16 protein-coding genes and 1 other RNA gene are annotated in these 21,985 nt (G+C 72.1%); 10 read left to right on the top strand and 7 right to left on the bottom strand.

Annotation, left to right across the window (positions count from 1 at the left end; all coding sequences use genetic code 11):
* Nucleotides 1-41: 41 nt before the first annotated feature.
* From B1H19_RS16480 to B1H19_RS16460, 5 genes are all read right to left on the bottom strand, one after another.
* Complete coding sequence (locus B1H19_RS16480) at nucleotides 42-1,013, bottom strand: class I SAM-dependent methyltransferase (RefSeq protein WP_083105454.1); 972 nt, start codon at nucleotides 1,011-1,013, stop codon at nucleotides 42-44.
* Nucleotides 1,014-1,394: 381 nt separating this feature from the next.
* Nucleotides 1,395-2,276 (bottom strand): carbohydrate ABC transporter permease, encoded by an 882-nt coding sequence (locus B1H19_RS16475; RefSeq protein WP_083105453.1) that lies wholly within the window; start codon nucleotides 2,274-2,276, stop codon nucleotides 1,395-1,397.
* Nucleotides 2,273-3,613, bottom strand: a complete 1,341-nt coding sequence (locus tag B1H19_RS16470) for a carbohydrate ABC transporter permease (protein WP_083105452.1) — start codon at nucleotides 3,611-3,613, stop codon at nucleotides 2,273-2,275. Before B1H19_RS16470 ends, B1H19_RS16475 begins: the two co-directional genes overlap by 4 nt.
* A 29-nt stretch (nucleotides 3,614-3,642) precedes the next feature.
* The gene (locus B1H19_RS16465; RefSeq protein ID WP_203237169.1) at nucleotides 3,643-5,031 is read right to left on the bottom strand and encodes an ABC transporter substrate-binding protein; all 1,389 of its coding nucleotides are present in this window, start codon (nucleotides 5,029-5,031) and stop codon (nucleotides 3,643-3,645) included.
* 279 nt (nucleotides 5,032-5,310) lie between these two features.
* On the bottom strand, nucleotides 5,311-8,541 hold the full coding sequence (locus B1H19_RS16460; protein WP_083105451.1) for an FHA domain-containing protein: 3,231 nt from the start codon (nucleotides 8,539-8,541) through the stop codon (nucleotides 5,311-5,313).
* A gap of 515 nt (nucleotides 8,542-9,056) precedes the next feature.
* Between B1H19_RS16460 and B1H19_RS16455 the strand changes: the two genes are divergently transcribed.
* The 4 genes from B1H19_RS16455 (at nucleotide 9,057) to B1H19_RS16440 (ending at nucleotide 14,512) form a co-directional block, all read left to right on the top strand.
* Nucleotides 9,057-10,670 (top strand): serine/threonine-protein kinase, encoded by a 1,614-nt coding sequence (locus B1H19_RS16455; protein WP_083105450.1) that lies wholly within the window; start codon nucleotides 9,057-9,059, stop codon nucleotides 10,668-10,670.
* Between the two features lie 192 nt (nucleotides 10,671-10,862).
* Nucleotides 10,863-12,125, top strand: coding sequence for a serine/threonine-protein kinase (locus tag B1H19_RS16450; RefSeq protein WP_083105449.1), 1,263 nt, complete (start codon nucleotides 10,863-10,865; stop codon nucleotides 12,123-12,125).
* Nucleotides 12,126-12,193: 68 nt separating this feature from the next.
* The gene (gene prfB, locus B1H19_RS16445; protein ID WP_083105448.1) at nucleotides 12,194-13,300 is read left to right on the top strand and encodes a peptide chain release factor 2; all 1,107 of its coding nucleotides are present in this window, start codon (nucleotides 12,194-12,196) and stop codon (nucleotides 13,298-13,300) included.
* Nucleotides 13,301-13,624: 324 nt separating this feature from the next.
* The gene (locus B1H19_RS16440) at nucleotides 13,625-14,512 is read left to right on the top strand and encodes an LPXTG cell wall anchor domain-containing protein (RefSeq protein ID WP_083105447.1); all 888 of its coding nucleotides are present in this window, start codon (nucleotides 13,625-13,627) and stop codon (nucleotides 14,510-14,512) included.
* Nucleotides 14,513-14,718: 206 nt separating this feature from the next.
* Here B1H19_RS16440 and B1H19_RS16435 read toward each other — a convergent pair whose 3' ends face one another.
* A complete protein-coding gene (locus B1H19_RS16435; RefSeq protein ID WP_083105446.1) occupies nucleotides 14,719-14,910 on the bottom strand; it encodes a hypothetical protein in 192 nt (63 codons plus the stop codon).
* 292 nt (nucleotides 14,911-15,202) lie between these two features.
* Between B1H19_RS16435 and ftsE the strand changes: the two genes are divergently transcribed.
* From ftsE to ssrA, 5 genes are all read left to right on the top strand, one after another.
* Nucleotides 15,203-15,892, top strand: a complete 690-nt coding sequence (ftsE, locus tag B1H19_RS16430) for a cell division ATP-binding protein FtsE (protein ID WP_030069385.1) — start codon at nucleotides 15,203-15,205, stop codon at nucleotides 15,890-15,892.
* Nucleotides 15,893-15,924: 32 nt separating this feature from the next.
* Entirely contained in the window at nucleotides 15,925-16,836 is a 912-nt protein-coding gene (ftsX, locus tag B1H19_RS16425) for a permease-like cell division protein FtsX (protein ID WP_083105445.1), read from the top strand.
* Between the two features lie 68 nt (nucleotides 16,837-16,904).
* Complete coding sequence (locus tag B1H19_RS16420) at nucleotides 16,905-18,110, top strand: S41 family peptidase (protein WP_083105444.1); 1,206 nt, start codon at nucleotides 16,905-16,907, stop codon at nucleotides 18,108-18,110.
* An 18-nt stretch (nucleotides 18,111-18,128) separates the two neighbouring features.
* On the top strand, nucleotides 18,129-18,635 hold the full coding sequence (gene smpB, locus B1H19_RS16415) for an SsrA-binding protein SmpB (protein ID WP_083105443.1): 507 nt from the start codon (nucleotides 18,129-18,131) through the stop codon (nucleotides 18,633-18,635).
* A gap of 154 nt (nucleotides 18,636-18,789) precedes the next feature.
* Nucleotides 18,790-19,159: a transfer-messenger RNA gene (gene ssrA, locus B1H19_RS16410) on the top strand.
* Nucleotides 19,160-19,260: 101 nt separating this feature from the next.
* On the opposite strand, the gene B1H19_RS16405 is transcribed toward ssrA, so the two are convergent.
* A complete protein-coding gene (locus B1H19_RS16405; protein ID WP_083105442.1) occupies nucleotides 19,261-20,577 on the bottom strand; it encodes an MFS transporter in 1,317 nt (438 codons plus the stop codon).
* A gap of 100 nt (nucleotides 20,578-20,677) precedes the next feature.
* Here B1H19_RS16405 and B1H19_RS16400 point away from each other — a divergent pair, with 100 nt between their 5' ends.
* Nucleotides 20,678-21,706 (top strand): LysR family transcriptional regulator, encoded by a 1,029-nt coding sequence (locus B1H19_RS16400; RefSeq protein ID WP_083105441.1) that lies wholly within the window; start codon nucleotides 20,678-20,680, stop codon nucleotides 21,704-21,706.
* The last annotated feature ends 279 nt before the right edge of the window (nucleotides 21,707-21,985 follow it).

The raw sequence follows: 21,985 nt of genomic DNA, 5'->3' as shown, positions 1-21,985 counted from the left end.
CCGGGTGCGTGCCCCGGCCCGTACGCCTTGCGTGGTGCGGGTCAGCGCCCCGCGCGGGCCTTGCGGCGGGCGGAGACGATCGCCCGGGTGACGATCGGCGGCAGCACGTCCAGCGCCACCTTGCGCAGCACACTGCGCTGCACCCGCGGCACCGGCCGGCCCGCCGGGCGGCTCGCGGGCGCCTTCGGCCCCGCTGCGGGCCGCTGTGCCGGGCGCGCCTTGGGCACGGTGGCCTTCGCCCGGTGCCGGGACACCGGCTGCGCCGGCTCCTTCGCGTTCTTGGCGCTCAGCCGGATCAGCGGGGCGTCATTGATGTACTGCACCTCGTGCCATACGTCCTTGCGCGATTGCAGCCATTCCAGCAGCGCCTTCTGCAGCGGCTCGGGATCGCCCCAGGTCCCGTAGAACTTGGTGCCGGTGATGCAGATGGGCCGCAGTCCTTCGCCGGTCACGGCCTGCCAGGTGGCGGCGGCCACCCCCGGGCAGTGCTCGGCACGGTAGTCGTCCATCACCACCACGCCGTCCTCGGTGAGCAGCTCGCGCACCGACAGGATGTCGCCGTGCACATGCTCGTACAGATGCGAGGCATCGATATGGGCGAACCGCACCGAATTGTCCGCGACATGATCGCGCACGACGGAGCTGAGGCCCTGCACGATGGTGGGCAACTCGTCGTGGAACGAGAGGTAGTTGGCCTCGAAGGCGCGGCGCGTCAAGGTCGCGTAGGACTTGTTCATCTCCTGGGAGTTGGAGGCGTCCTCGGCGGGGGAATCGAAGAGATCGCAGACCGTGAAGCGCTCGTCGGAGCGCATCCGGGCGCCCATGAAGATGGCGCTCTTGCCCATGTACGCGCCCAGTTCGAGCAGGTCGCCCTGGACCGACCGGTCCTGCTGATGGGCCAGGAACCAGTCGAACATCAGCTGGTCGGCGGTGAAGAACCAGCCCTTCACGTCGGACAGCCGGGTGGGGCAGGGGAGTTGTTCGGCACTCTGGTCTGCGATGGGGGCAGTCATGTGCGGTCCGTCTCCAGACGGTCGGGAATCGATGGCGATATGCCGACACGTATGCGGATACGCACGTGGGGGGACGTGTCAGCAGTTGTGCGTCGGTGGTGGTGCCTCTGCTGTCGATCGATGTGTGTGCTGTTGTAGATGCGGCCGGAGCCGGGGCCGGTTCCGCGGGGCGCCCGCCCGCTTGGGGCCCGGGGCAGACGGCCCGGCGGCCGAACCGTCGGGGCGCGTCTACGCAGTGTCCACGACAAGGCCCTGCCGCACCATGCGTTTCGCGGCACTGGCGTCATCGGCCGCCATCGACCGTCATCGTAGGGGGAGAGAGGTGAACGGAAGGTGGCGTGGGTCACGTCCCGGAAACCCGCCCCCGTGGCCCTCGCCGGACTACTTCACCGCCCCGGCCATGACCCCGGAGACGAACTGCCGCTGGAAGGCGAAGAAGACGATCAGCGGCACCACCATCGACACGAACGCGCCCGGCGCCAGCACGTCGATGTTGTTGCCGAACTGCCGGACCTCCTGCTGGAGCGCGACGGTGATGGGCGGATGGCCGCTGTCCGCGAAGATCAGCGCGATCAGCATGTCGTTCCACACCCACAGGAACTGGAAGATCCCCAGCGAGGCGATCGCCGGTCCGCCCAGCGGCATCACCACCCGGGTGAAAAGCCGCAGCTCACCGGCCCCGTCCAGGCGCGCCGCCTCCAGCAGCTCACGCGGAATCTCCGCGAAGAAGTTCCGCAGCAGGAACACCGCGAACGGCAGCCCGAAGGCCGTATGGAAGAGGATCACCCCGGCCGTGGTCTCGAACAGCCCCACTGCACCGAAGAGTTTGGCCACCGGGATCAGCGCCACCTGGACGGGTACGACCAGCAGTCCGACGACGGCCATGAACCAGCCGTCCCGCCCGGGGAAGTCCATCCATGCGAAGGCGTAGCCGGCCAGCGACCCGATCACCACCACCAGCACCGTCGCCGGCACCGTGATCGCCGCGGTCGTCAGCAGCGACCCCATCACCTTCTCGTTCTCCAGCAGCCTGCTGTAGTTGTCGAAGGTGATCTGTGCCGGTTTGGTGAAGACCTGCCACCAGCCCGACTCCGCGATCTGCTGCGGACTGCGCAGCGAGGACAACAGGAGCCCCACCGTCGGCATCAGCCAGAACAGCCCCACCAGCACCAGAAAGATCCGCAGCGCCCCGCCGCCGGTCCGGGCGGCGATCCGGGCGGTGAGGCCGGGGGCGTGACGGGGCGCACCGTCCACGGTCGTCATCGGCGACGCTCCTTCTGGATGCGCCGGAGATTCACGTACATCACCGGCAGCACGAGCAGCAGCAGGAATACGGCGATCGCACTGCCCAGACCCTCGTCGACATCCGTACCGAACGAGGACTGGAAGAGCTGAAGGGCGAGCACATTGGCGGACCGGAGGCTGGAGCCCGGCGCGATGATGTAGACCAGATCGAAGATCTTCAGCACGTTGATCATCAGCGTGACCAGCACCACCACCAGCACGGGCGCCAGCAGCGGCACCGTGATCCGGCGAAAGACCTGCCATTCGCCCGCGCCGTCCACCCGCGCCGCCTCCAGCAGCTCACGCGGCACCGCCGCCAGCCCCGCGGCGATCAGCACCATCGCGAAACCGGCCCACATCCACACGTACGAGCCGATGATGGCCGGGGTGACCAGCGTCGGGCCCACCCAGTCCACACCGTTGTAGGGCGCGGCGAAGTTCGCCGCAGGCAGCCGCAGCCGGGCGCCGTCGGCCTTGTCCGCGGGCAGCGCATAGGTCCCGTCGGCCGCCGTCGTCGCCGAGGCGACCACCTGGCCGCCCTTGACCGCCTGGACCGTCAGACCCGCCAGCGCCTTCTCGTTGCCGTCGATCACATTCGGCCGGCCCCCGCCACCACGGGTGAAATCCAGCCAGACCGTACCGGTGATCTTGCCCGGCCGCGGCCTCGCCACCGCCGCCCGCTCGGCGTCCCGCACATCGTCCTGCCGGACGGCGACCAGCGGCAGATTCGCCGACGCCGCCGCCCGCGCCCGCACCGCCGATCTGGTGGTGAACGAGCCGCCCCCGGAGGGCCGCAGATCGGCGTTCGGCCGCGGCGTGGCACCCGGGAACGGCGCGGGCTCGGCGAAGGTGTCGTGCACACCGACCCACACCGCATTGGCCACCCCGCGCTGCGGATCCTGGTCGTAGACCAGCCGGAAGATGATCCCCGCCGCCAGCATGGAGATCGCCATCGGCATGAAGACGACCAGCTTGAACGCGGTGCCCCAGCGCACCCGCTCGGTCAGCACCGCGAAGATCAGCCCGAGCGCCGTCGACACCGCCGGGGCGACCACGACCCAGATGACGTTGTTCTTCAGCGCGGTACGGATCGTGTCGTCCGAGAACATCGCCCCGTAATTGCCCAGCCCCACAAAGCCGTTGCCGGACGCGTCGAACAGACTGCGGTAGACGGAGAACGCGATGGGATAGACGACCAGCGCCCCGAGCAGCACCAGGGCCGGCAGCAGGAAGACGGCCGCGACCCAGCGGCGGGTGCCCAGGACGCTCGGACGCTTGCGGACGCCGCCGGCGGCGGTGGCGGGTAAGGCGCTCATGGTGACGGTCCCCCCTCGGCCGTGGCCGGTCAGTTACCGCCGTGGCGCCGGAACGATGTCGCGGCGTCCTTCTCCAGCTGCGCCTGCGTCCCCGCGATGTCCTTGGGGTTCTTCAGGAAGTCCTGGAGGTCCTTCCACTCGCCCTGGCCCGGCTTGCCGCCGAAGGAGGCCGGCGCCTGGTCGGACATGTCGAAGCGGAAGTCGTCACCGGCCGCGATCAGCGCCTTGGCGATCTTGCGCATCACGCCGTCCGCGTAAGCCGCCTGGTCCAGCTCCTTGTTGGGCGAGATGAACCCGCCCGCCTGCGCCCAGATCTTGGCCGCATCCGTCGATGCCAGGAACGTCAGCAACGCCTGGGCGGCCTTGTTGTCCTTCAGGGCCACCGCCACATCCCCGCCGGTCACCACCGGGGACCGGGCGCCCACCGCCGGGAACGGGAAGACCTTGGCGTCGGTGCCGATCCTGGCCTTGGTCTCCGCGATATTCGCCGCGGCGAAGTCGGCCGAGGAGACCATCGCGGCCTTCGGGGCGTCGCCGCCGCTGAAGGTCTGCGTCACCGATGTCGGGAAATCGGTCTGGAGCGCACCCGAAGTGCCGCCCGCCAGCAGGTCCTTGCGGCCGAAGAGCTGCCCCAGCGTCGTCAGCGCCTGCTTGACCGAGGGGTCGGTCCACTTGATCTGATGGCGCGCCAGCTGGTCGTACTTCTCGGGACCCGCCTGTGAGAGATAGACGTTCTCGAACCAGTCGGTCAGCGTCCAGCCGTCCGAACCGCCCACCGACACCGGCCGCACACCCGATTCGGACACCGTCTGCGCGGCCTTGAGGAAGCCCTTCCAGTCCTTGGGCTCGCCGACCCCGGCATTCTCGAACGCCTTGGCGTTGTACCAGACCAGCGACTTGTTGCTGGCCTTGAAATACACGCCGTACGGTGTCCCGTTGTGGGCGCCCAGGTCCCGCCAGCCCTTGGTGTAGTTCTTCGCGAGCTGCGCCCTGGCGGCGGCGCCCAGCGGCTTGAGCCAGCCCTTCTCGGCGAACTCGTTGAGCACGCCGACCTGTTGGAGCATCGCCACATCCGGCGGACCGCCGCCCGCGACCTTGGAGCCGATGAAACCGGCCATGTCATCGCCGCTCGGCACGAAGTCGACGGTGGCCCCGGTGCGCCGTTCGAACTCGTCCAGGACCTTCACGAAGTTCTGCCGCTCGGGCCCCGTCCAGACCGCGGTGACCTGGAGCTTCTGCCCCTTGAGCCGGGGGAGGTGCACGGTCGGCGCGGTGCTGGTGCCCTTGCCCTCGCCGCCGTTCCCGTCCTTGCCCCCGCCGCCGCAGCCCGCCAGCGCCAGCGCCAGCGCGGCCGTCGCCACCACGGCGCCCCGGCCCCGGCCGGCCCGCCCGGCCGTACCGTCGAATCGTGTACGCATCCCCGTAGCCCCTTATCCCCTGCGCCCTGTCCCCGCGCCCGCCGTGCCTGCGGTGCGCGGCCTGCGGTGCGTGCGGTGGTGCCGGCCGTGCGATGTGCGACAGGTCTACGCCGAGATCCCCGGTGCCGCAATACCGCATTCGGCCTCAACTGCCCTTTTGTGATGGGGCTGTTACGGAGGTCGGGGGAGGAGGCGACGGGTCCGGGCCCCGGCGGGCCGACGCCCGCCGGGGCTCACACCGCGTGCCTCATACGACTCGCACCACGCGCCGCATGCCGCTCACACCAGCGGCGGCGGGGCGGTCGCCCCCAGGGACTGCGCCGCCCGGTCCAGGGCGCTGGCCAGCAGGGCCAGGTCCGTCGGACCGTTGCCCAGCTCGCGCAGGGGACGGCGGGCCGGGGGATCGCCCATCCGCTGCCACTCCAGCGGGACGACCGTCGGCCGCAGCGTGGACGTCCGGGGTATCCGGCCGGTCACCCGGCCCGCCTGGAACGGCGTCGAGGAGCCGTCCTGCGCCCGGTCCAGCCGCCCGCGGCCCGGCGGCGCAGGTACGGACGGATCGGCGGCGGCGCCCAGCCGGATGCGCAGCCGGGCCCGCTCGGCGGTCGCGGTCCCGGCCGTACGGTCCGGATGCCCGGAGGCCGCGACGAGATGGACACCCAGCGCCGCGCCGTCGCGGGCCACCGCCTCCAGCGCCCGCACCACCGAGCCCGCGGCCGGCCGGCCGGGGCTGCCCAGCGCGGGGGCCACCAGCGCATCGAAGTCGTCGACCAGGACGAACAGCCGCGGCATCGGCACCGCCTGGTCCTCCGCCGCATGCCCTTCGCCGCGCGCCCGCAGCCGCAGGGTGCCGGTGCCCGTCAGGTCCGCCGCCCCGCCGCCTTCCGTGTCCCGGCCGCGGTTGCGGAGGGCGTAGAGGTCCTGCGGTGTGTCACCGTCCTCGGCCGGGCGGCGCGGGGCGATGATCCGCGGCGCCGGCAGATGCCGGGCGCGCCATTCGGCGAACGGCGTCCCGTCCAGTATTTCCGCGCGCCGCTTGAGCTCCGAGGACAGCGCCTGGGCGAACTCCCGCATCCGGACCGGGTCCGAGGCCGCCAGATACGTCGTGACATGCGGCAGGTCCGTGCACATCCGCAGCCCCTCGCCGCGCTCGCTGCCGCCGCCGTCCACCAGGACCAGCGACAGCAGATCGGGGCGGTCCGCGGCGGCGAGGGCGGCGGCCAGGGACCGCATCAGCTCGGTCTTGCCGGTGGCCGCCGCGCCTTCCAGGAGGAGGTGGGTGGCGTCGGCGGCGAGATCCGCGGCGAGCGGGCCGTGCGGGCCGGCGCCGAGCACCGCGGGGGCGCTGGGCCGGTCGGTGTCCAGGGCGGCGGCCCAGCGCGCCATCAGGGAGGCGGGCGTGGCGCGGGCCAGCCCGAGCTCGTCGAGCAGCCGCGCGGCATCGGGCAGCGGGACGGCCGCGCGGTGGACCTGCCCGCGGGTGCCGGTGGCCGGGTCGGCCTCGCGCAGCGGGGCCAGGGCGCGGGCGAAGCGCTCGGCCCAGGCGGTGGAGACGGCGTCCACCGCGCAGACCGCGCCGTTCGGCCCGGAGCCGGGCTGGACGACGCGCAGCGCCGTGGCCACATCGCCGCTGAGCACCGCCACCGCGCCGCACTCGCCGAAGGCGGGCGAGGCCCGGCGGGCGGCCTCGTACGTCGCGGACAGCGGGAAGGCGGGACACGCGGCGGGCGTCTCGGCCAAACACAGCAGATGGATCCCGGCCGCCGGGCCGCCCGCCGCGAGCCGGGCCGCGCTCTCCCGCAGCTCGGACGAGCCGAGGTCGCCGTCCACGATCACCAGGGTGTACGGGCCGTCGTGGCGGGCCGCGGCGGCGGCCACCTCGGCGCGCTCGGCGCTGGCCCAGTCGGGGCCCAGCGGGCCGTCGTCCAGGCGGCGCAGCAGCTCGGCCGTACGGGCGGCGGCCTGCTCCCGGTCGTAGGCGAGCAGCAGCCGGCAGTCCTGGCCGTGGGCCGGGCGGACGTGCGGCAGCCAGCCGAGCCAGGACCAGTCCGCGACCCGCTCTTCGGTGCTGCGCCCCCGGTCCGTGGAGATCAGCACGATGTCGAGGGTGGAGGGGGCGTGCAGGGCGGCCAGCTGGGCGACGGCGGCGCGGGCCAGCCCGGCCAGCCGTTCGCGCGGTCCGGCCAGCCCCAGGGAGCCGGCCCGGCGCAGCTCGACGGTGACCGGGGCGGCGATCCTGCCGCCGCCCCGGCCGGCCGTGCCCAGCCGTACGGTCAGCGCATCGGGGTGGTCCTGGCCGCGCTCCCAGAGGCGGGGGCCGGGGCCGAGCGCCGTCAAGAGGACCGCGGCGGCATCCGGCCAGCGCTCCTGCGCTCCGTCCGCCGCCGCGGCGTCCGGCCCGTAGGTCTCGTCCGCCCCGCCGTCGGCCGTCTCCGCCGGCCCCGCCCCTGCCTCCTCCGGCCGCTCCGCGGCATACCGCCCCCCGGCCAGCCGCCGGGCCCAGGCGCCGAGGCCGCCCTTGCGGGCCGTCCGGGCGGCGTCCGGGGGCGCGAGACGGTACTGGCCGGCGTGGGTGCCGTCCTGCGGGGGCGCGAGGTCGTGGCGGTCGTGGGCGGGGGCGGACTGCGGGGGCTCGGGGGCCGTACCGCGCAGGGGGGTGTCGCGGCGGACCGGCCCGCTGTGCGGTGCGCGGGCGGGGGGCACGGACGCGGGGAAGGGGACGGCGGACCGGGCGCCGGGAATGGACGCCTCCCGGGGCGCGGCGTCGCCGGCGAATCGCGCGCCCGCCGCCGCGTCCCTGCCCCACTCCCGGTTTCTCCCCCACTCTCGGCTTCGCTCGAGCGGGGGGACCTCCACGCCCGGGGCGACCCGCAGATGCCCCTCGCCGTCGGGGGCGGCGGGCAGCGCCGGGTCCGGGGCGTCGCCCGGGGGCTGGAGGCACAGGGCGGACTCGCCGATCCGCAGGAGGGCGCCGGGGCGCAGCGCGGCGGGCGCCTCGCCCAGTTCGGTGCCGTCGACCGCGGTGCCGTTGGTGGAGCGCAGATCGGCGACGTACACCGCGCCGTCCGGCTCGACGGTCACCGCGCAGTGCAGCCGGGAGACGTCCGGGTCGTCCAGGGGGACGTCGGCGTCGGCGGAGCGGCCGATGCGGATCTGGCCGCCGTGCAGCAGATGGACGCCGCCGGCATCGGGGCCCGAGACGATGCGCAGCCGGGCGGGGCCGTGCGGCAGGCCGTGGGCGGGGGCGGGCCCGGGGCCCTGGAGGGTGAGCACGGCACCGTCGATCAGCGGGGGTTCGCCGATCGCGGCACGCTGCGGGTCGAGCCGTTCGGAGCCGGCGTAGAGGACCACGGGGCCGCTGCCCGCCTCCGCGCCGGGACCGGCCACGGAGGCCGCGAGGGAACCCGCCACGGTCGCCAGGGCCGTGCCGGCGGGGGCCGTCACGAGCACGTCGCAGGCCCGTGCGGGGTGGCCGCTGCGCGGCCCGAGGACGGTCAGCCGGATCTGCATCGCCGTCAACGGTCCCTTCTGCCGGGGATCCGGCAGGGGCACCGCTCACCCCCCACCGCGCCCGAGCGTCGGCACGTACAAGTCCCAAGCGCGCTTCGCGACGGAGAGCGCGCGCCCCCACCACAATGCGTGCTGGGGGCATCCTCGCACCTGCCACTGACAACACGCCCGTCGGCCGCCGCTCGATGATCTTGATTGGTCTTCTAAGGGCGAAAAAGTGCCGGCTTGCGCGCAGGGAACGGCCGGAATCCGACCGCCGCGGTCAGTCGCCGGGGGCGGCCGGGGCCGCGCGGGGGCGCACTCCGCGCCGATCGGCCGGGCGCCGGCGGCAACCATCGGCCCGCAGTGCGCGTCTTCCCCACAAGCCTCGTCCGGCGTGGAGCCGGGGGTTCGGGCCGACGGCCTACAGTGGGTCGGAGGTCCCCGAGCCGGGCCGTGATCGCCCGCAGGGGTTCCGATCCGGCGGACGGGGCACAGGTTCGACCACAGATCCACCACGACAGGGAGCGCATGACGTGCGGCCGGTAGGCAGCAAGTACCTGCTCGAGGAGCCGCTGGGACGCGGCGCCACGGGCACCGTCTGGCGTGCCCGCCAGCGGGAGGCGGCGGGCGCGGAGGCCGCCGTGGCCGGTGAGCCCGGCGAGACCGTCGCGATCAAGGTCCTCAAGGAGGAGCTGGCGAACGACGCGGACGTGGTGATGCGCTTCCTGCGCGAACGCTCCGTCCTGCTGCGGCTCACCCACCCCAACATCGTCCGCACCCGCGACCTGGTCGTGGAGGGCGATCTGCTCGCCCTGGTGATGGACCTGGTCGACGGCCCCGACCTGCACCGCTATCTGCGCGACAACGGCCCCTTCAGCCCGATGGCCGCCGCCCTGCTCACCGCGCAGATCGCCGACGCCCTGGCGGCCAGCCACGCCGACGGCGTCGTCCACCGGGACCTCAAGCCCGCCAACGTCCTGCTCGCCGGCTCCGACGGCAGCGGCGAGATGCACCCGATGCTGACCGACTTCGGCATCGCCCGCCTCGCCGACTCCCCGGGCCTGACCCGCACCCAAGAATTCGTCGGCACCCCCGCCTATGTGGCGCCGGAGTCCGCCGAGGGCCGCCCGCAGACCTCCGCGGTGGACATCTACGGCGCCGGCATCCTGCTGTACGAGCTGGTCACCGGCCGCCCGCCGTTCGCCGGCGCGACCGCCCTGGAGGTGCTGCACCGCCACCTGAGCGAGGAGCCGCGCCGCCCCGGTTCGGTGCCCGAGCCCCTGTGGACGGTGATAGAGCGCTGTCTGCGCAAGCGCCCGGAGGAGCGCCCGAGCGCCGAGAACCTCGCCCGGGCGCTGCGCACCGTCGCGGACGGTGTCGGGGTGCACGCCACCGCCGCCCAGGCCGAGGCCGCCCTCGGCGTCGCCGCGCTGCTCGTCCCGGACCCGGCGCCCGCCACGGTCCCCGGGACGGGCATCGGCGGCGCGCCCGGCACCGGCGATGCCGACCCCACCCAGGTCCTGCCCTCCAACGCCGGCTCGTACGACCCGGCGGCGGCCACCAGCGTGCTGCCCTCCACCGGGGCGCCGGGCGGCCCGGGCTACGGCCAGGGGGGCGCCGACCCGACGCGTGCGATGCCCCCGATGCCGCCGGGCCCGCCCCAGGAGCCGGAGGGCCCCCATCCCTGGGAGTCCCAGCTGCGCGCCGCCCGCGACCGCAACGAACAGACCCAGGTGCAGTACCTGGACCCCAACGAGGACCCGCTGCGCCGCCGCCCCCAGCGCCGCCCCGCGCCGCAGCAGCCCCCGTACCGTCAGCAGCAGCCGTACGCCCAGCAGCAGCGCCCGGCCCCGCAGCGCCGCCAGGAGCCCCCGCCGCAGCGCTACGAGCGTCCGCCCGCGCCGGAGCCGCCGCCCCGCCGCGAGCCGCGGCAGCGCAGCGCCAACCCGATGAAGATCCCGGGCCTGGGCTGCCTCAAGGGCTGCCTGTTCGTCGTGATCATCCTGTTCGTGGCGAGCTGGCTGATCTGGGAGCTGACCCCCCTCCAGGAGTGGATCGGCACCACCAAGGGCTTCTTCGCCCAGATAGGGGACATCTTCACCAGCGTGAAGCACTTCATCGACGGGCTCAGCAGCAGCAAGCCGTGACCGAAGGCCAGGTCCCGCCCGGGGCCCGGCCGACCGCCGTCGTATTGATTTGTCGACTTCTGATGGGCGATTTCGCGCACAGAAGTGAAGGTTGTGGCCGTCGGGGGCAGTGAATCCCCCGGCGCCCGCGTAGCTTTGACGCCAACCTCAGCCCCCGCAGCACGCTCGGGGGCCCGACACGTCGGAGCAGTTTTGGGACGGAAGATCGGCAGTCGGTACACCGCGCACCAGATCCTGGGGCGCGGCAGTGCCGGGACCGTATGGCTGGGCGAGGGTCCCGAAGGGGCCGTGGCCATCAAGCTGTTGCGCGAGGACCTCGCCTCCGACCAGGAGCTCGTCGGCCGCTTCGTACAGGAGCGGACGGCGCTGCTGAGCCTGGAGCACCCGCATGTCGTCGGCGTCCGCGACCTCGTCGTCGACGGCAACGACCTGGCGCTGGTCATGGACCTCGTACGGGGCACGGACCTGCGCACCCGTCTGGAGCGCGAGCGCCGGCTGGCCCCGGAGGCCGCCGTCGCCATCGTCGCCGACGTCGCCGACGGGCTCGCCGCCGCGCACTCCGCGCGCATCGTGCACCGCGACGTCAAGCCCGAGAACGTCCTGCTGGACATGCAGGGCCCGCTCGGCCCCGGTGGCGCGCACCCCGCGCTGCTCACCGACTTCGGCATCGCCCGCCTGGTGGACTCGCCGCGCCACACCCGCGCCACCAAGGTCATCGGCACCCCCGACTACCTCGCCCCCGAGATCATCGAGGGCCTCCCGCCGCGCGCCTCCGTGGACGTCTACGCCCTGGCGACCGTCCTGTACGAGCTGCTCGCCGGCTTCACCCCCTTCGGCGGCGGCCACCCCGGAGCCGTCCTGCGGCGCCATGTCACCGAGAGCGTGGCCCCGCTGCCGGGCATCCCCGACGAGCTGTGGCAGCTGCTGCTCCAGTGCCTGGCCAAGGCGCCCGCCTCCCGGCTGCGCGCGCCCGAGCTCGCCGCCCGGCTGCGCGAAATGCTGCCCTCCCTGGCCGGCATCCCGCCCCTGGACATCGACGAGCCCGACGGCGACGCGCCCGAGGACGCCCCGGAGGGCGCCGCCGCCCCCGGGTCCCGCGACTACCCGCCCGCCGTCCAGGCGGACGACACCCCGCCGCGCGGCGCCATCCCCCTGGTCCAGGGCGCGAAGCCGGACTCCAACCGGGATACGCACACCAGCATGCGGGTCCCCGGGCCGGACGAACTCGCGGGCGGTGCGCACGGCACCGCGCGCACGCCCAGGGCCGCCGGAGAGCGACGGGCGGGCTCGGCCCGGCACCGCTCCGCCGCGGAGGCGATGCGCCGCCGCCGGATCAAGCTCGGCACGGTCGGCGCCGCGCTCCTCGTCGCGGTCGGGCTCGGCTGCTGGCTGACCGCCGGCGACGGCGACCCGGACGACGCCCGGCCCGGCATCCACCGCACACAGGCCCCGTGAGCTGCGCCGCGCGGGCCCGGCGGCCCCGGCCGGGACACACTGTCGGCGGTAGCCGTTAGGCTGGGTGCGTGGCAGTCGTCGATGTATCCGAAGAGCTGAAGTCCCTCTCCTCGACCATGGGGTCGATCGAGGCCGTCCTGGACCTCGACAAGATGAGGGCCGATATCGCCGTGCTCGAGGAGCAGGCCGCGGCGCCGTCCCTGTGGGACGACGTGGAGAACGCCCAGAAGATCACCAGCCGGCTGTCCTACCTCCAGGGCCAGCTGCGCAAGGCCGAGGAGCTGCGCGGCCGGGTCGACGACCTCGAGGTGCTCTTCGAGCTCGCCGAGGCCGAGGGCGACGAGGACGCCCGCAGCGAGGCCGAGACGGAGCTCGAATCCGTCCGCAAGGCGGTGGACGAGCTCGAGGTCCGCACGCTGCTGTCGGGCGAGTACGACGCCCGTGAGGCGCTGGTCAACATCCGCGCCGAGGCCGGTGGCGTGGACGCCGCCGACTTCGCCGAGAAGCTCCAGCGGATGTATCTGCGCTGGGCCGAGCGCCACGGCTACAAGACCGAGCTGTACGAGACCTCGTACGCCGAAGAGGCCGGCATCAAGTCGACGACCTTCGCCGTCCAGGTCCCCTATGCCTACGGCACCCTCTCCGTCGAGCAGGGCACCCACCGCCTGGTGCGGATCTCGCCGTTCGACAACCAGGGCCGCCGCCAGACCTCGTTCGCCGGTGTCGAGGTGCTGCCCGTCGTCGAGCAGACCGACCACATCGAGATCGACGAGTCCGAGCTGCGCGTGGACGTCTACCGCTCCTCGGGCCCCGGCGGCCAGGGCGTCAACACCACCGACTCCGCGGTCCGGCTGACGCACATCCCCACCGGCATCGTCGTCTCCTGCCAGAACGAGCGCTCGCAGATCCAGAACAAGGCGACCGCCATGAACGTCCTCCAGGCCAAGCTCCTCGAGCGCCGTCGCCAGGAGGAGCAGGCCAAGATGGACGCGCTCAAGGGTGACGGCGGCAACTCCTGGGGCAACCAGATGCGTTCGTACGTCCTGCACCCGTACCAGATGGTCAAGGACCTGCGCACCGAGTTCGAGGTCGGCAACCCCACCGCGGTGCTGGACGGCGACATCGACGGCTTCCTGGAGGCCGGGATCCGCTGGCGCAAGCAGCAGGAGAAGTAGCCGCCGGCAGGCCGCCGACTCCGGAACAACTGTCTCCTTCGGGGAGGCAGTTGTTTTGCGTGACGGGTGTTTGGTCACAGTCGTATGTCCATGTACCGCCCAACGCCTAGCAATTCGGGCATCGCGCCTTTATTCGACCTTGACGATGTTGGCCGAACTGGGAAGGCTGGGCGGCGGCATGCGTATGTCTGGGGCGCGTGTATGAACGGGGAGATGAGGGGCCCGGCCGCTATGTGCGGGCCAGTGACTCGCGTACCCCCACCGGCTCGTCGCCCCGTACAGCGGTGCTCCAATGACGAGTTCAGCTACTGGGGGTAGCAGTACATGACGAAGAAGACGCGGCTGCGCGTAGCGCGCATTGCAGCCGGTGCGGTGATCGCGGCGGGTGCGTCGCTCACCGCCGCCGGTGCCGCCTCTGCGGCCGAGGTCGGCCAGAAGCAGAGCGCCGGCGACAACTGCAGCCCGCTTGACCCGCTGCACCTGTTCTGCGACGAGAGCAGCGGTGGCGCCTCCACCGGCGGTGACTCCTCCGGCGGCGACAACGGTGGCGACAACGGCGGCGACTCCAACGGTGGCACGATCGGCGGTGTGATCGGCGGCGGCGACAACGGCGGCGACAGCACCGACGGTGGCACCACCAACGGCGGTACCACCACCAACGGCGGCACCACCAACGGTGGCACCACGGACGGTGGCACCACCACCAACGGCGGTACCACGGACGGCGGTACCACCACCAACGGCGGCACCGACGGCGGTCACAGCACCGGTGGCGGCAACAACGGCGGCACCGACGGCGGTCACAGCAACGGTGGCAGCAGCAACGGCGGCAGCACCGGCGGTCACAGCACCGGTGGCGGCAACGGTGGCAGCACCGGCGGTCACACCAGCGGTGGCGGCAGCAACGGCGGCAGCACCACCGGCGGCGGCAGCGCCACGGGCGGTAGCACCACCGGTGGCGACAGCACCGGCACCGGCACCGACAACCAGGGCTCCGGCCCCGTCGAGCAGCCGGGCAAGGGCAAGGAGGGCATGTCCGACACTCCTGGCCAGGCCAAGCAGCAGCCGAAGGGCGGGGAGCTGGCCGAGACCGGTTCCTCCGGCACCACCTTCCTGCTGATCGGTGCGGCGACCATGATCGCGGGCGGTGTGGGCTTCCGCATCCTGCCCCGTCTGATCAACAAGAACGGTGGCGGCGCGGCCGCGGCCTGACGCTGACACGCAGTGAACGAAGGGCCCGGGGTGGCAGCACCCCGGGCCCCTCGGCGTTTCTGTGGCTCATGTTTCCGCAACGCTATCGATACGCGCACGTATCATCACTCACGGTGATGAGGTCCCGCCCCTCGGGAGTGCCCTCCGGCTCCCTGTCCCGCCGGCGCGCCGGCAGGCGCAACCCGTCCCCGCCGGGGCCGGACGGCTCAGACGGCCTGGTGGAGCAGCACCGCGACCGCGACCAGAGCGATCAGCAGGGCCACCAGCGCCACCGGGCTGAGCTGGCCGAATATGCCCTCTTGCTGCTGAAGCCGTTGCCTGCTGGCCCGGCACACAGGGCAGCGGCCCTCGCTCACAGGGGCCGCGCAGTTGGCGCACACCAATCGGTCGTACGTCATGCGACCTCCCTCTTCACTGCGCCAACGCACCGGAAGGCGCATTGGTTCCCCTACCACTGTGCCAGCTTCCCGGCCGAACGGCGCGCCCCGTGCGCCTGTGCTCCATTTGCCCGCATGGATGCCCCGACAGCCCGCCCGGATGACGGGATTGTCCGGCTACATGCCGTGAATAAACGCACCAACCCCCTCCGGCGACTGCGCTGCCGCGCGAGGTTCGCGTATGGTCACGCACACCGACGGGAGCCGCAACACGGCAACCCGTGCCCCTACCCAGGTCGACCGTGGTGCATCTGTGATCCGATTCGACAACGTCTCCAAGACCTACCCGAAGCAGAACCGCCCCGCCCTCAGGGACGTCTCCCTGGAGATCGAACGCGGCGAGTTCGTCTTCCTGGTGGGTTCCTCGGGCTCCGGTAAGTCCACCTTCCTGCGGCTGCTCCTGCGGGAGGAGCGCGCCAGTCATGGCGCCGTGCACGTACTGGGCAAGGACCTCGCGAAGCTGTCCAACTGGAAGGTCCCGCAGATGCGGCGCCAGGTCGGCACCGTCTTCCAGGACTTCCGGCTGCTCCCCAACAAGACGGTGGGGCAGAATGTCGCCTTCGCCCTCGAGGTCATCGGCAAACCGCGCGGACAGATCCGCAAGACGGTCCCCGAGGTGCTCGAACTCGTCGGCCTCGGTGGCAAAGAGGACCGTATGCCCGGCGAACTCTCCGGTGGTGAGCAGCAGCGCGTCGCGATCGCGCGGGCTTTCGTCAACCGCCCGATGCTGCTCATCGCGGACGAGCCCACCGGTAACCTCGACCCGCAGACCTCGGTCGGCATCATGAAGCTGTTGGACCGGATCAACCGGACCGGTACGACCGTGGTCATGGCCACCCACGACCAGCAGATCGTCGACCAGATGCGCAAGCGCGTCATGGAACTCGAAAAGGGCCGGCTCGTCCGCGACCAGTCGCGGGGCGTGTACGGCTACCAGCACTAAGCGTGTACGGCTACCAGCACTGAAAGGACGCCATGCGCGCCCAGTTCGTCCTGTCGGAGATCGGCGTCGGTCTCCGCCGAAACCTCACGATGACCTTCGCCGTCATCGTCTCCGTAGCCCTCTCCCTGGGCCTGTTCGGCGCCTCGCTGCTGATGCGCGACCAGGTCAGCACCATGAAGGGCTACTGGTACGACAAGGTCAACGTCTCCATCTTCTTCTGCAACAAGAACGACGCCGACACCGGTGCCAACTGCGCCAAGGGTGCGGCCACCGAGCAGCAGAAGAACGACATCCTGGCCGAGCTGCACCGTCTGCCGATCGTCCAGACCGTGCAGCACGAGACCAGCGACCAGGCGTACAAGCACTACAAGGAGCAGTTCGGCGACACGCCCGTGGCCGGTCTGGTGACCCCCGACCAGCTGCCGGAGTCCTTCCGGGTCAAGCTCAAGGACCCCACGAAGTACGACGTGATCAAGTCGGCGTTCTCCGAGCGGCCCGGCGTCCAGGAGGTGCAGGACCAACGGGACACCGTTGAGCCGCTGTTCAACCTCCTGAACGGCATGAACATCGCCGCGCTGTGCGTGATGGGGCTGATGCTGATCGTTGCCCTGATGCTGATCGTCAACACCGTCCGGGTGTCGGCGTTCAGCAGGCGGCGCGAAACCGGGATCATGCGCCTGGTGGGCGCGTCCAGCTTCTACATCCAGATGCCGTTCATCCTGGAGGCCGCCATCGCGGGCCTGCTGGGCGCCGCCTTCGCCTGTGTGCTGATCGTGGGCGGCAAGGCCATCCTCATCAACAACTGGCTGGCTCAGAAGATCCAGGTGATCAACTTCATCGGCTGGGACTCGGTGGCCCAGGTGCTGCCGCTGGTCCTGCTGATCGGCCTGCTGATGCCGGCCCTCGCCGCGTTCTTCGCCTTGCGCAAGTACCTCAAGGTGTGAGCTTTACCAAGGGGCGCCGTACGGTCAACTCACCGTACGGCGCCTTTTTGTCCCCTAGACTCACCGCCATGTCGGGCCCGTGTTCCTACGACCGGCCCCGCCGCATTCGCCGCGGGGCGGCCCTGACGTTGATCTTCGCCACCGTCCTCGCCACCGGTGTGGCGACCGGCACTTGGGGCGAACGGGCCGAGGGGGCCGTCGAGGCGACGGCCCCCCGCCCGGCCGCCGCCGTGGCCGCCCCCAAGAGCCGCACCGCCGACCGCGCGGCCGTCGAACGCGCCGCGGCCCAGGCCATGGCGGACGGGAAATCCGGCTCCCAGGCCGCCGCCGACGTCGTCAGCCGCAGCGGCGACCGCTGGTCGACGATCTACACCCCCGGCGAGTTCAAGGACTTCCAGCAGCAGTTGGACGGCGCGTACGTCGGCGTCGGCTTGTGGGTACGGCAGGCCGACGGCGGCCGCATCCAGGTGTCGCGGGTGGCGCCCGGCAGTCCCGCCGCACGGGCCGGTATCGCCATCGGCGACCGGTTGCGCGCCGTCGACGGCCGCGCCACCCGGGGCAGACCGGTCACCGAGATCGTCTCCTGGCTGCGCGGCGTCGCCCGCCACCCCGCCGAGGGCGTCGGCACCCCGGTGGAGCTCGCCCTCGCGCACGGCTCCCACCGGTGGACCGTGACCCTGCACCGCATCCTGCTGAGAACCCAGAACGTCACCGTCGACCGGCTCGTCGGCCGCCACGGCCCCACCCGCATCAGGGTCGCCGCGTTCACCCAGGGCACCGGCGAAGCCGTCCGCCGGGCGGTGCGCCAGGCCGCACCGCGCTCGGGCCTGCTGCTCGATCTGCGGGGCAATACCGGCGGCCTGGTCACCGAGTCCGTCGCCGCGGCCTCCGCCTTCCTGGACGGCGGCCTGGTCGCCACCTACGACGTCCGCGGCAGCCAGCGCGCCCTGTACGCCGAGCCGGGCGGCAACACCCGCATCCCCCTCGTCGTCCTCGTCGACGGCGGCACGATGAGCGCCGGCGAACTGCTCGCCGGTGCCCTCCAGGACCGCGGCCGGGCGATCGTCGTCGGCTCCCCGACCTTCGGCAAGGGCTCGGTCCAGATGCCCAGCCGTCTGGCCGACGGCTCGGTCGCCGAGCTCACCGTCGGCCACTACCGCACCCCCGCCGGCCGGTCCGTCGACGGCCGGGGCATCACCCCCGACCTCCTTGCCGGGCGGGATGCGGAAAAGCGGGCCCGCACAGTATTGAGTGGCCTCGGCACCGGCTCGTAGTGCGAAAATGGCGACACCATGACTAAGCAGACCAAGCAAAAGGGCAAGGACAAGGACCCCGGGTACAAGCTCGTGGCCCAGCACAAGAAGGCGCGGCACGACTACCACATTCTGGACACCTATGAGTGTGGTCTGGTGCTCACCGGTACCGAGGTGAAGTCGCTGCGGCAGGGTCGCGCCTCACTGGTCGACGGATTCGTCCAGATCGACCGCAATGAGGCATGGCTGCACAATGTCCACATCCCCGAATACGCCCAGGGGACGTGGACCAACCACAGCGCCCGCCGCAAGCGGAAGCTGCTGCTGCACCGCCTCGAGATCGACAAGCTGGAATCCAAGACGCAGGAGACCGGGCACACCATCGTGCCGCTGGCGCTCTACTTCAAGGGCGGCCGCGCCAAGGTCGAGATCGCCCTGGCGAAGGGTAAGAAGGAATACGACAAGCGGCAGACGCTCCGGGAACAGCAGGACCGACGCGAGGCGGACCGTGCGATGTCCGCGGCGCGGCGCCGTCAGCGGGCCTGACCGGGCCGGACCCTGCGGCCGGTCCGCCGGCCGCCCGGCGGCGGGGCTGCCGGGAATACGCTGGCGACGTCCTGCGTTGTTCACGTACGATGGCCCAGCACCCCACGGAGGGTGCAGGCGCCCTGGTGTGGGTGCCACTTTGATAAATCAACATGGGGATGATCGGTTTCGACAGCGGATGTCGAAGCAGGGGAAGCGAGTCGAGGAAGCGGCAATGATCTCGTTAACCATATGTCGCAACCAATAATCGCCAACACCAAGCGCGATTCCTTCGCCCTCGCTGCCTAAGTAGCGACTTGCGAAGTGTCAGCCCGGGGATGTTCCCGACCCGGATCCTGGCATCAGCTAGGGAACTAAACTTCTAGACCCGGTCACGGGGTGTAGAAGGAAATCAAACAGTGGCTGGGCCCGTCGGAGACTTGTTCGCGTGATCTCCGGGGCCGAGAAAATCGCAGCGAACTGCACTCGGAGAAGCCCTGATTCTGCACCGTTGGACGCGGGTTCGATTCCCGCCATCTCCACTCATCCCATGTAGGCCGGTGCCCCGCGAGATCCTCGCGGGGCACCGGTTTTTTGTGTCTTCGCCGGTCGTTCCCCGGTCGTGCGTGGCCGTTCGGGCCGGGGGTCACCGCGGGGGGCGGGTGGTGAGCAGGGCGAGGACGCAGGCGAGGGCGGCGGCCGCGGCGGGCACCGCATAGTCCACGGCGTAGCCGCCCGCGGCCGAGCCCGTGGCGATCCCGGCCAGGAGGGCGGTCACGGACAGGGTCATCCCCTCGTTCAGCCGGGCCGCCGGGGTGCGGGACTGGATCAGGCCCATACCGGTGACCATGGTCGGCGCGGTGGCCATCCCCGCCAGGAGCAGGGCGCAGGTCAGCGCCGTCAGGCTGCCCGTCCGGGCGGCGAGCAGGGGGAGCAGCATCAGGGCGGCCATGGCGCCGACGCAGCGGCGGAAGCGGCGGAGGTGATGCGCGGGCCCGGTGGTCGGCGGCAGCAGGCCGTAGAGCAGGCCCGCCGCGCAGGAGCCGGCGGCCTGGAGGGCGAGCATCGCGCCGGCTGCGGACCGTGCGCCGTGGTCGTCGGCGTAGGCGACGGTGACGACCTCCAGGGACCCGAAGATCGCGCCCGTGGCGAGGAAGGTGAGGAGGAGGGGCGGCAGCCCCGGTAGTCGTAGCGGAGTGCGGGAGCGGGCCCGAGAGCCGGAGTGACCGGGGGCGCGGGCGGCGATGGGGGGTTCCGTGCGGCGCTGGGCGGCGAAGAGGAGGACGCCCGTCAGGAAGCAGGCCGCCGCCACCAGGGTGCCGGCTTCCGGGAAGAGGGCGGTGCACAGGAAGGTGGCGAGGACGGGGCCGAGCATGAAGCAGAGTTCGTCCGCGGCCTGTTCGAAGGAGTTGGCGGTGTGGCGGGCGGCCGGGTCGTCACGGAAGAGATGGGCCCAGCGGGCGCGGGACATCCCGCCGGTGTTGGGGGTGGTGGCGGTGGCGGCGTACGAGGCGAAGAGGGTCCAGGTGGGGGCGTGGCAGCGGATGCAGAGGAGGAGGGAGAGCGAGCCGAGGACGGCGAAGACGGTGGCCGGGACGGCGATACAGGCCTGGCCGTGGCGGTCGATCAGCCGGGCGGTCAGCGGGCCGACCAGTGCCGTGGCCGCCAGGCCGGTCGCGGTGACGGCTCCGGCCAGCGCATAGGAGCCGCGGGTCGCGGCGATCATCAGAACCGCGCTGACGCTGAGCATGCCCATGGGGAGGCGGGCCAGCAGATTGGCGGCGGTGAAGGCACGGGTGCCGGGGACGGAGAAGAGCCGGCGATAGGGGGCGAGGAAGCGAAAGCCGGGCGGACGGACGCGGCGCGCGGGACATACCGGCCGGACGCGCCGGGTGGAGCGGACCGGGGCGGCCGGGCGTACCGGGGGTGCGGTGACGGGGCGGGAGGCGAGGAAGAGGATCATGCCTCTACGGTCGTCGGTGGGGCCGTGGAGCGTCCAACACCTGCGGGACGGCCATTGACGCACCTGTGTTGTGAGTGGGTGCGGTGGGGAGGATGGGGCGATGGCGTCTGACATGGAGCCTCGGCTGTTGCGGGTGTTCGTCGCCGTGGCCGAGGAGCTGCACTTCACCCGGGCCGCTGCCCGGCTGTATCTCGCCCAGCAGGCGCTGAGCCGTGATGTGCGGCGCCTGGAGCGGGAGTTGGGTGTCGATCTGTTCGTACGGACCACTCGGCAGGTGGCGCTGACGGTGGAGGGGGAGCGGCTGCTTCCCTACGCGCGGCGGGTGTTGGGCGCGCAGGACGAGCTGGCCGCCGCCTTCCGGCGGGACGCCGAGCGGCCGCTGCTGGTGGATGTCGGGGCGCCGGTCGGGACCGCGTACCGGGTGCTGGAGGAGGCGCGGGCGCGGGTGCCGGAGAGCTGTGAGCTGGTTGCCCGCTTCCACAGTGGGCTGACCGGGGCGGCGGGGGAGCTGGCGGCCGGGCGGCTGGATGTGTCGTTCGGACGGTTCGCGGGGCTGCCGCCGGGCGTACGGGCCGGGCTCGTGCAGCAGCCCGTACGGCTGGAGCCGATGGCGGTGCTGCTGCCCGAGGACCATCCGCTGGCCGCACGGCCCGCCGTACCACTGGCGGAGCTGGCCGGCGAGACGCTCTACGCGGGCGCCGGCAACGCGGGGACCGCCGAGTGGACGGATCTGGCGGCGCGGCTCTTCGATGGGCGGGGCATCGCGATGGCGGAGCCGTTCCCCGAGATCGAGGGGTCGGAGGAATTCGTGCGGGTGGTGCGGAAACGGGGGTGGTCGGTGCTGGCGAGCGTGGAGTTCATCGAGGTGCCGGGGATGGTGTTGCGGCCGGTCGTCGATCCGGTTCCGCTGTCGCCGGTATCGATGGTGTGGCGAAAGGGGCTGCGCCATCCCGGACTGGAGGCGCTGCGGGCGGCGGCGCGGGAACTCGGCGAGGAGGGCGCGTGGTTGGCGTCGCCGGGAGGCGGCCCGTTGTCCGGGAAGGGCGTCCTTCCGGAGGGGCGGTGGTGGCTGCCGGAGGAGGATGCCGCGGTGATGGGGGCGGGGGCGCGCAGGGGTGGTGACTCGTAGGGGCGGGGTCTTGGAGGGCCGGGGTCTGACGACGGGCCCGATCAATCCCACTTCATCCCCATTCAACCCGATTCGTTCGCCGATCCGCCCGAATCTTCGGCCAGTTGGGTGGTCGGATCCCCGCGCTCACACCGTCACCACCGTGCCGTCGCCCCGCCACCACCTCGCCGTCGTGCAGCCATAACCTCACCGTCGTCCCGTTATCGCCCCGGATTCGCCGGCCGGTCTCTCGGGACACGGTGGGCGCAGGCAACCCCGCGGGCGTGAAACCCTTCCTTC

Origin of the sequence: Streptomyces gilvosporeus (genome assembly GCF_002082195.1) — a bacterium.
GTDB lineage: Bacteria > Actinomycetota > Actinomycetes > Streptomycetales > Streptomycetaceae > Streptomyces > Streptomyces gilvosporeus.
This window is presented reverse-complemented; position numbering and strand designations above follow the sequence as displayed.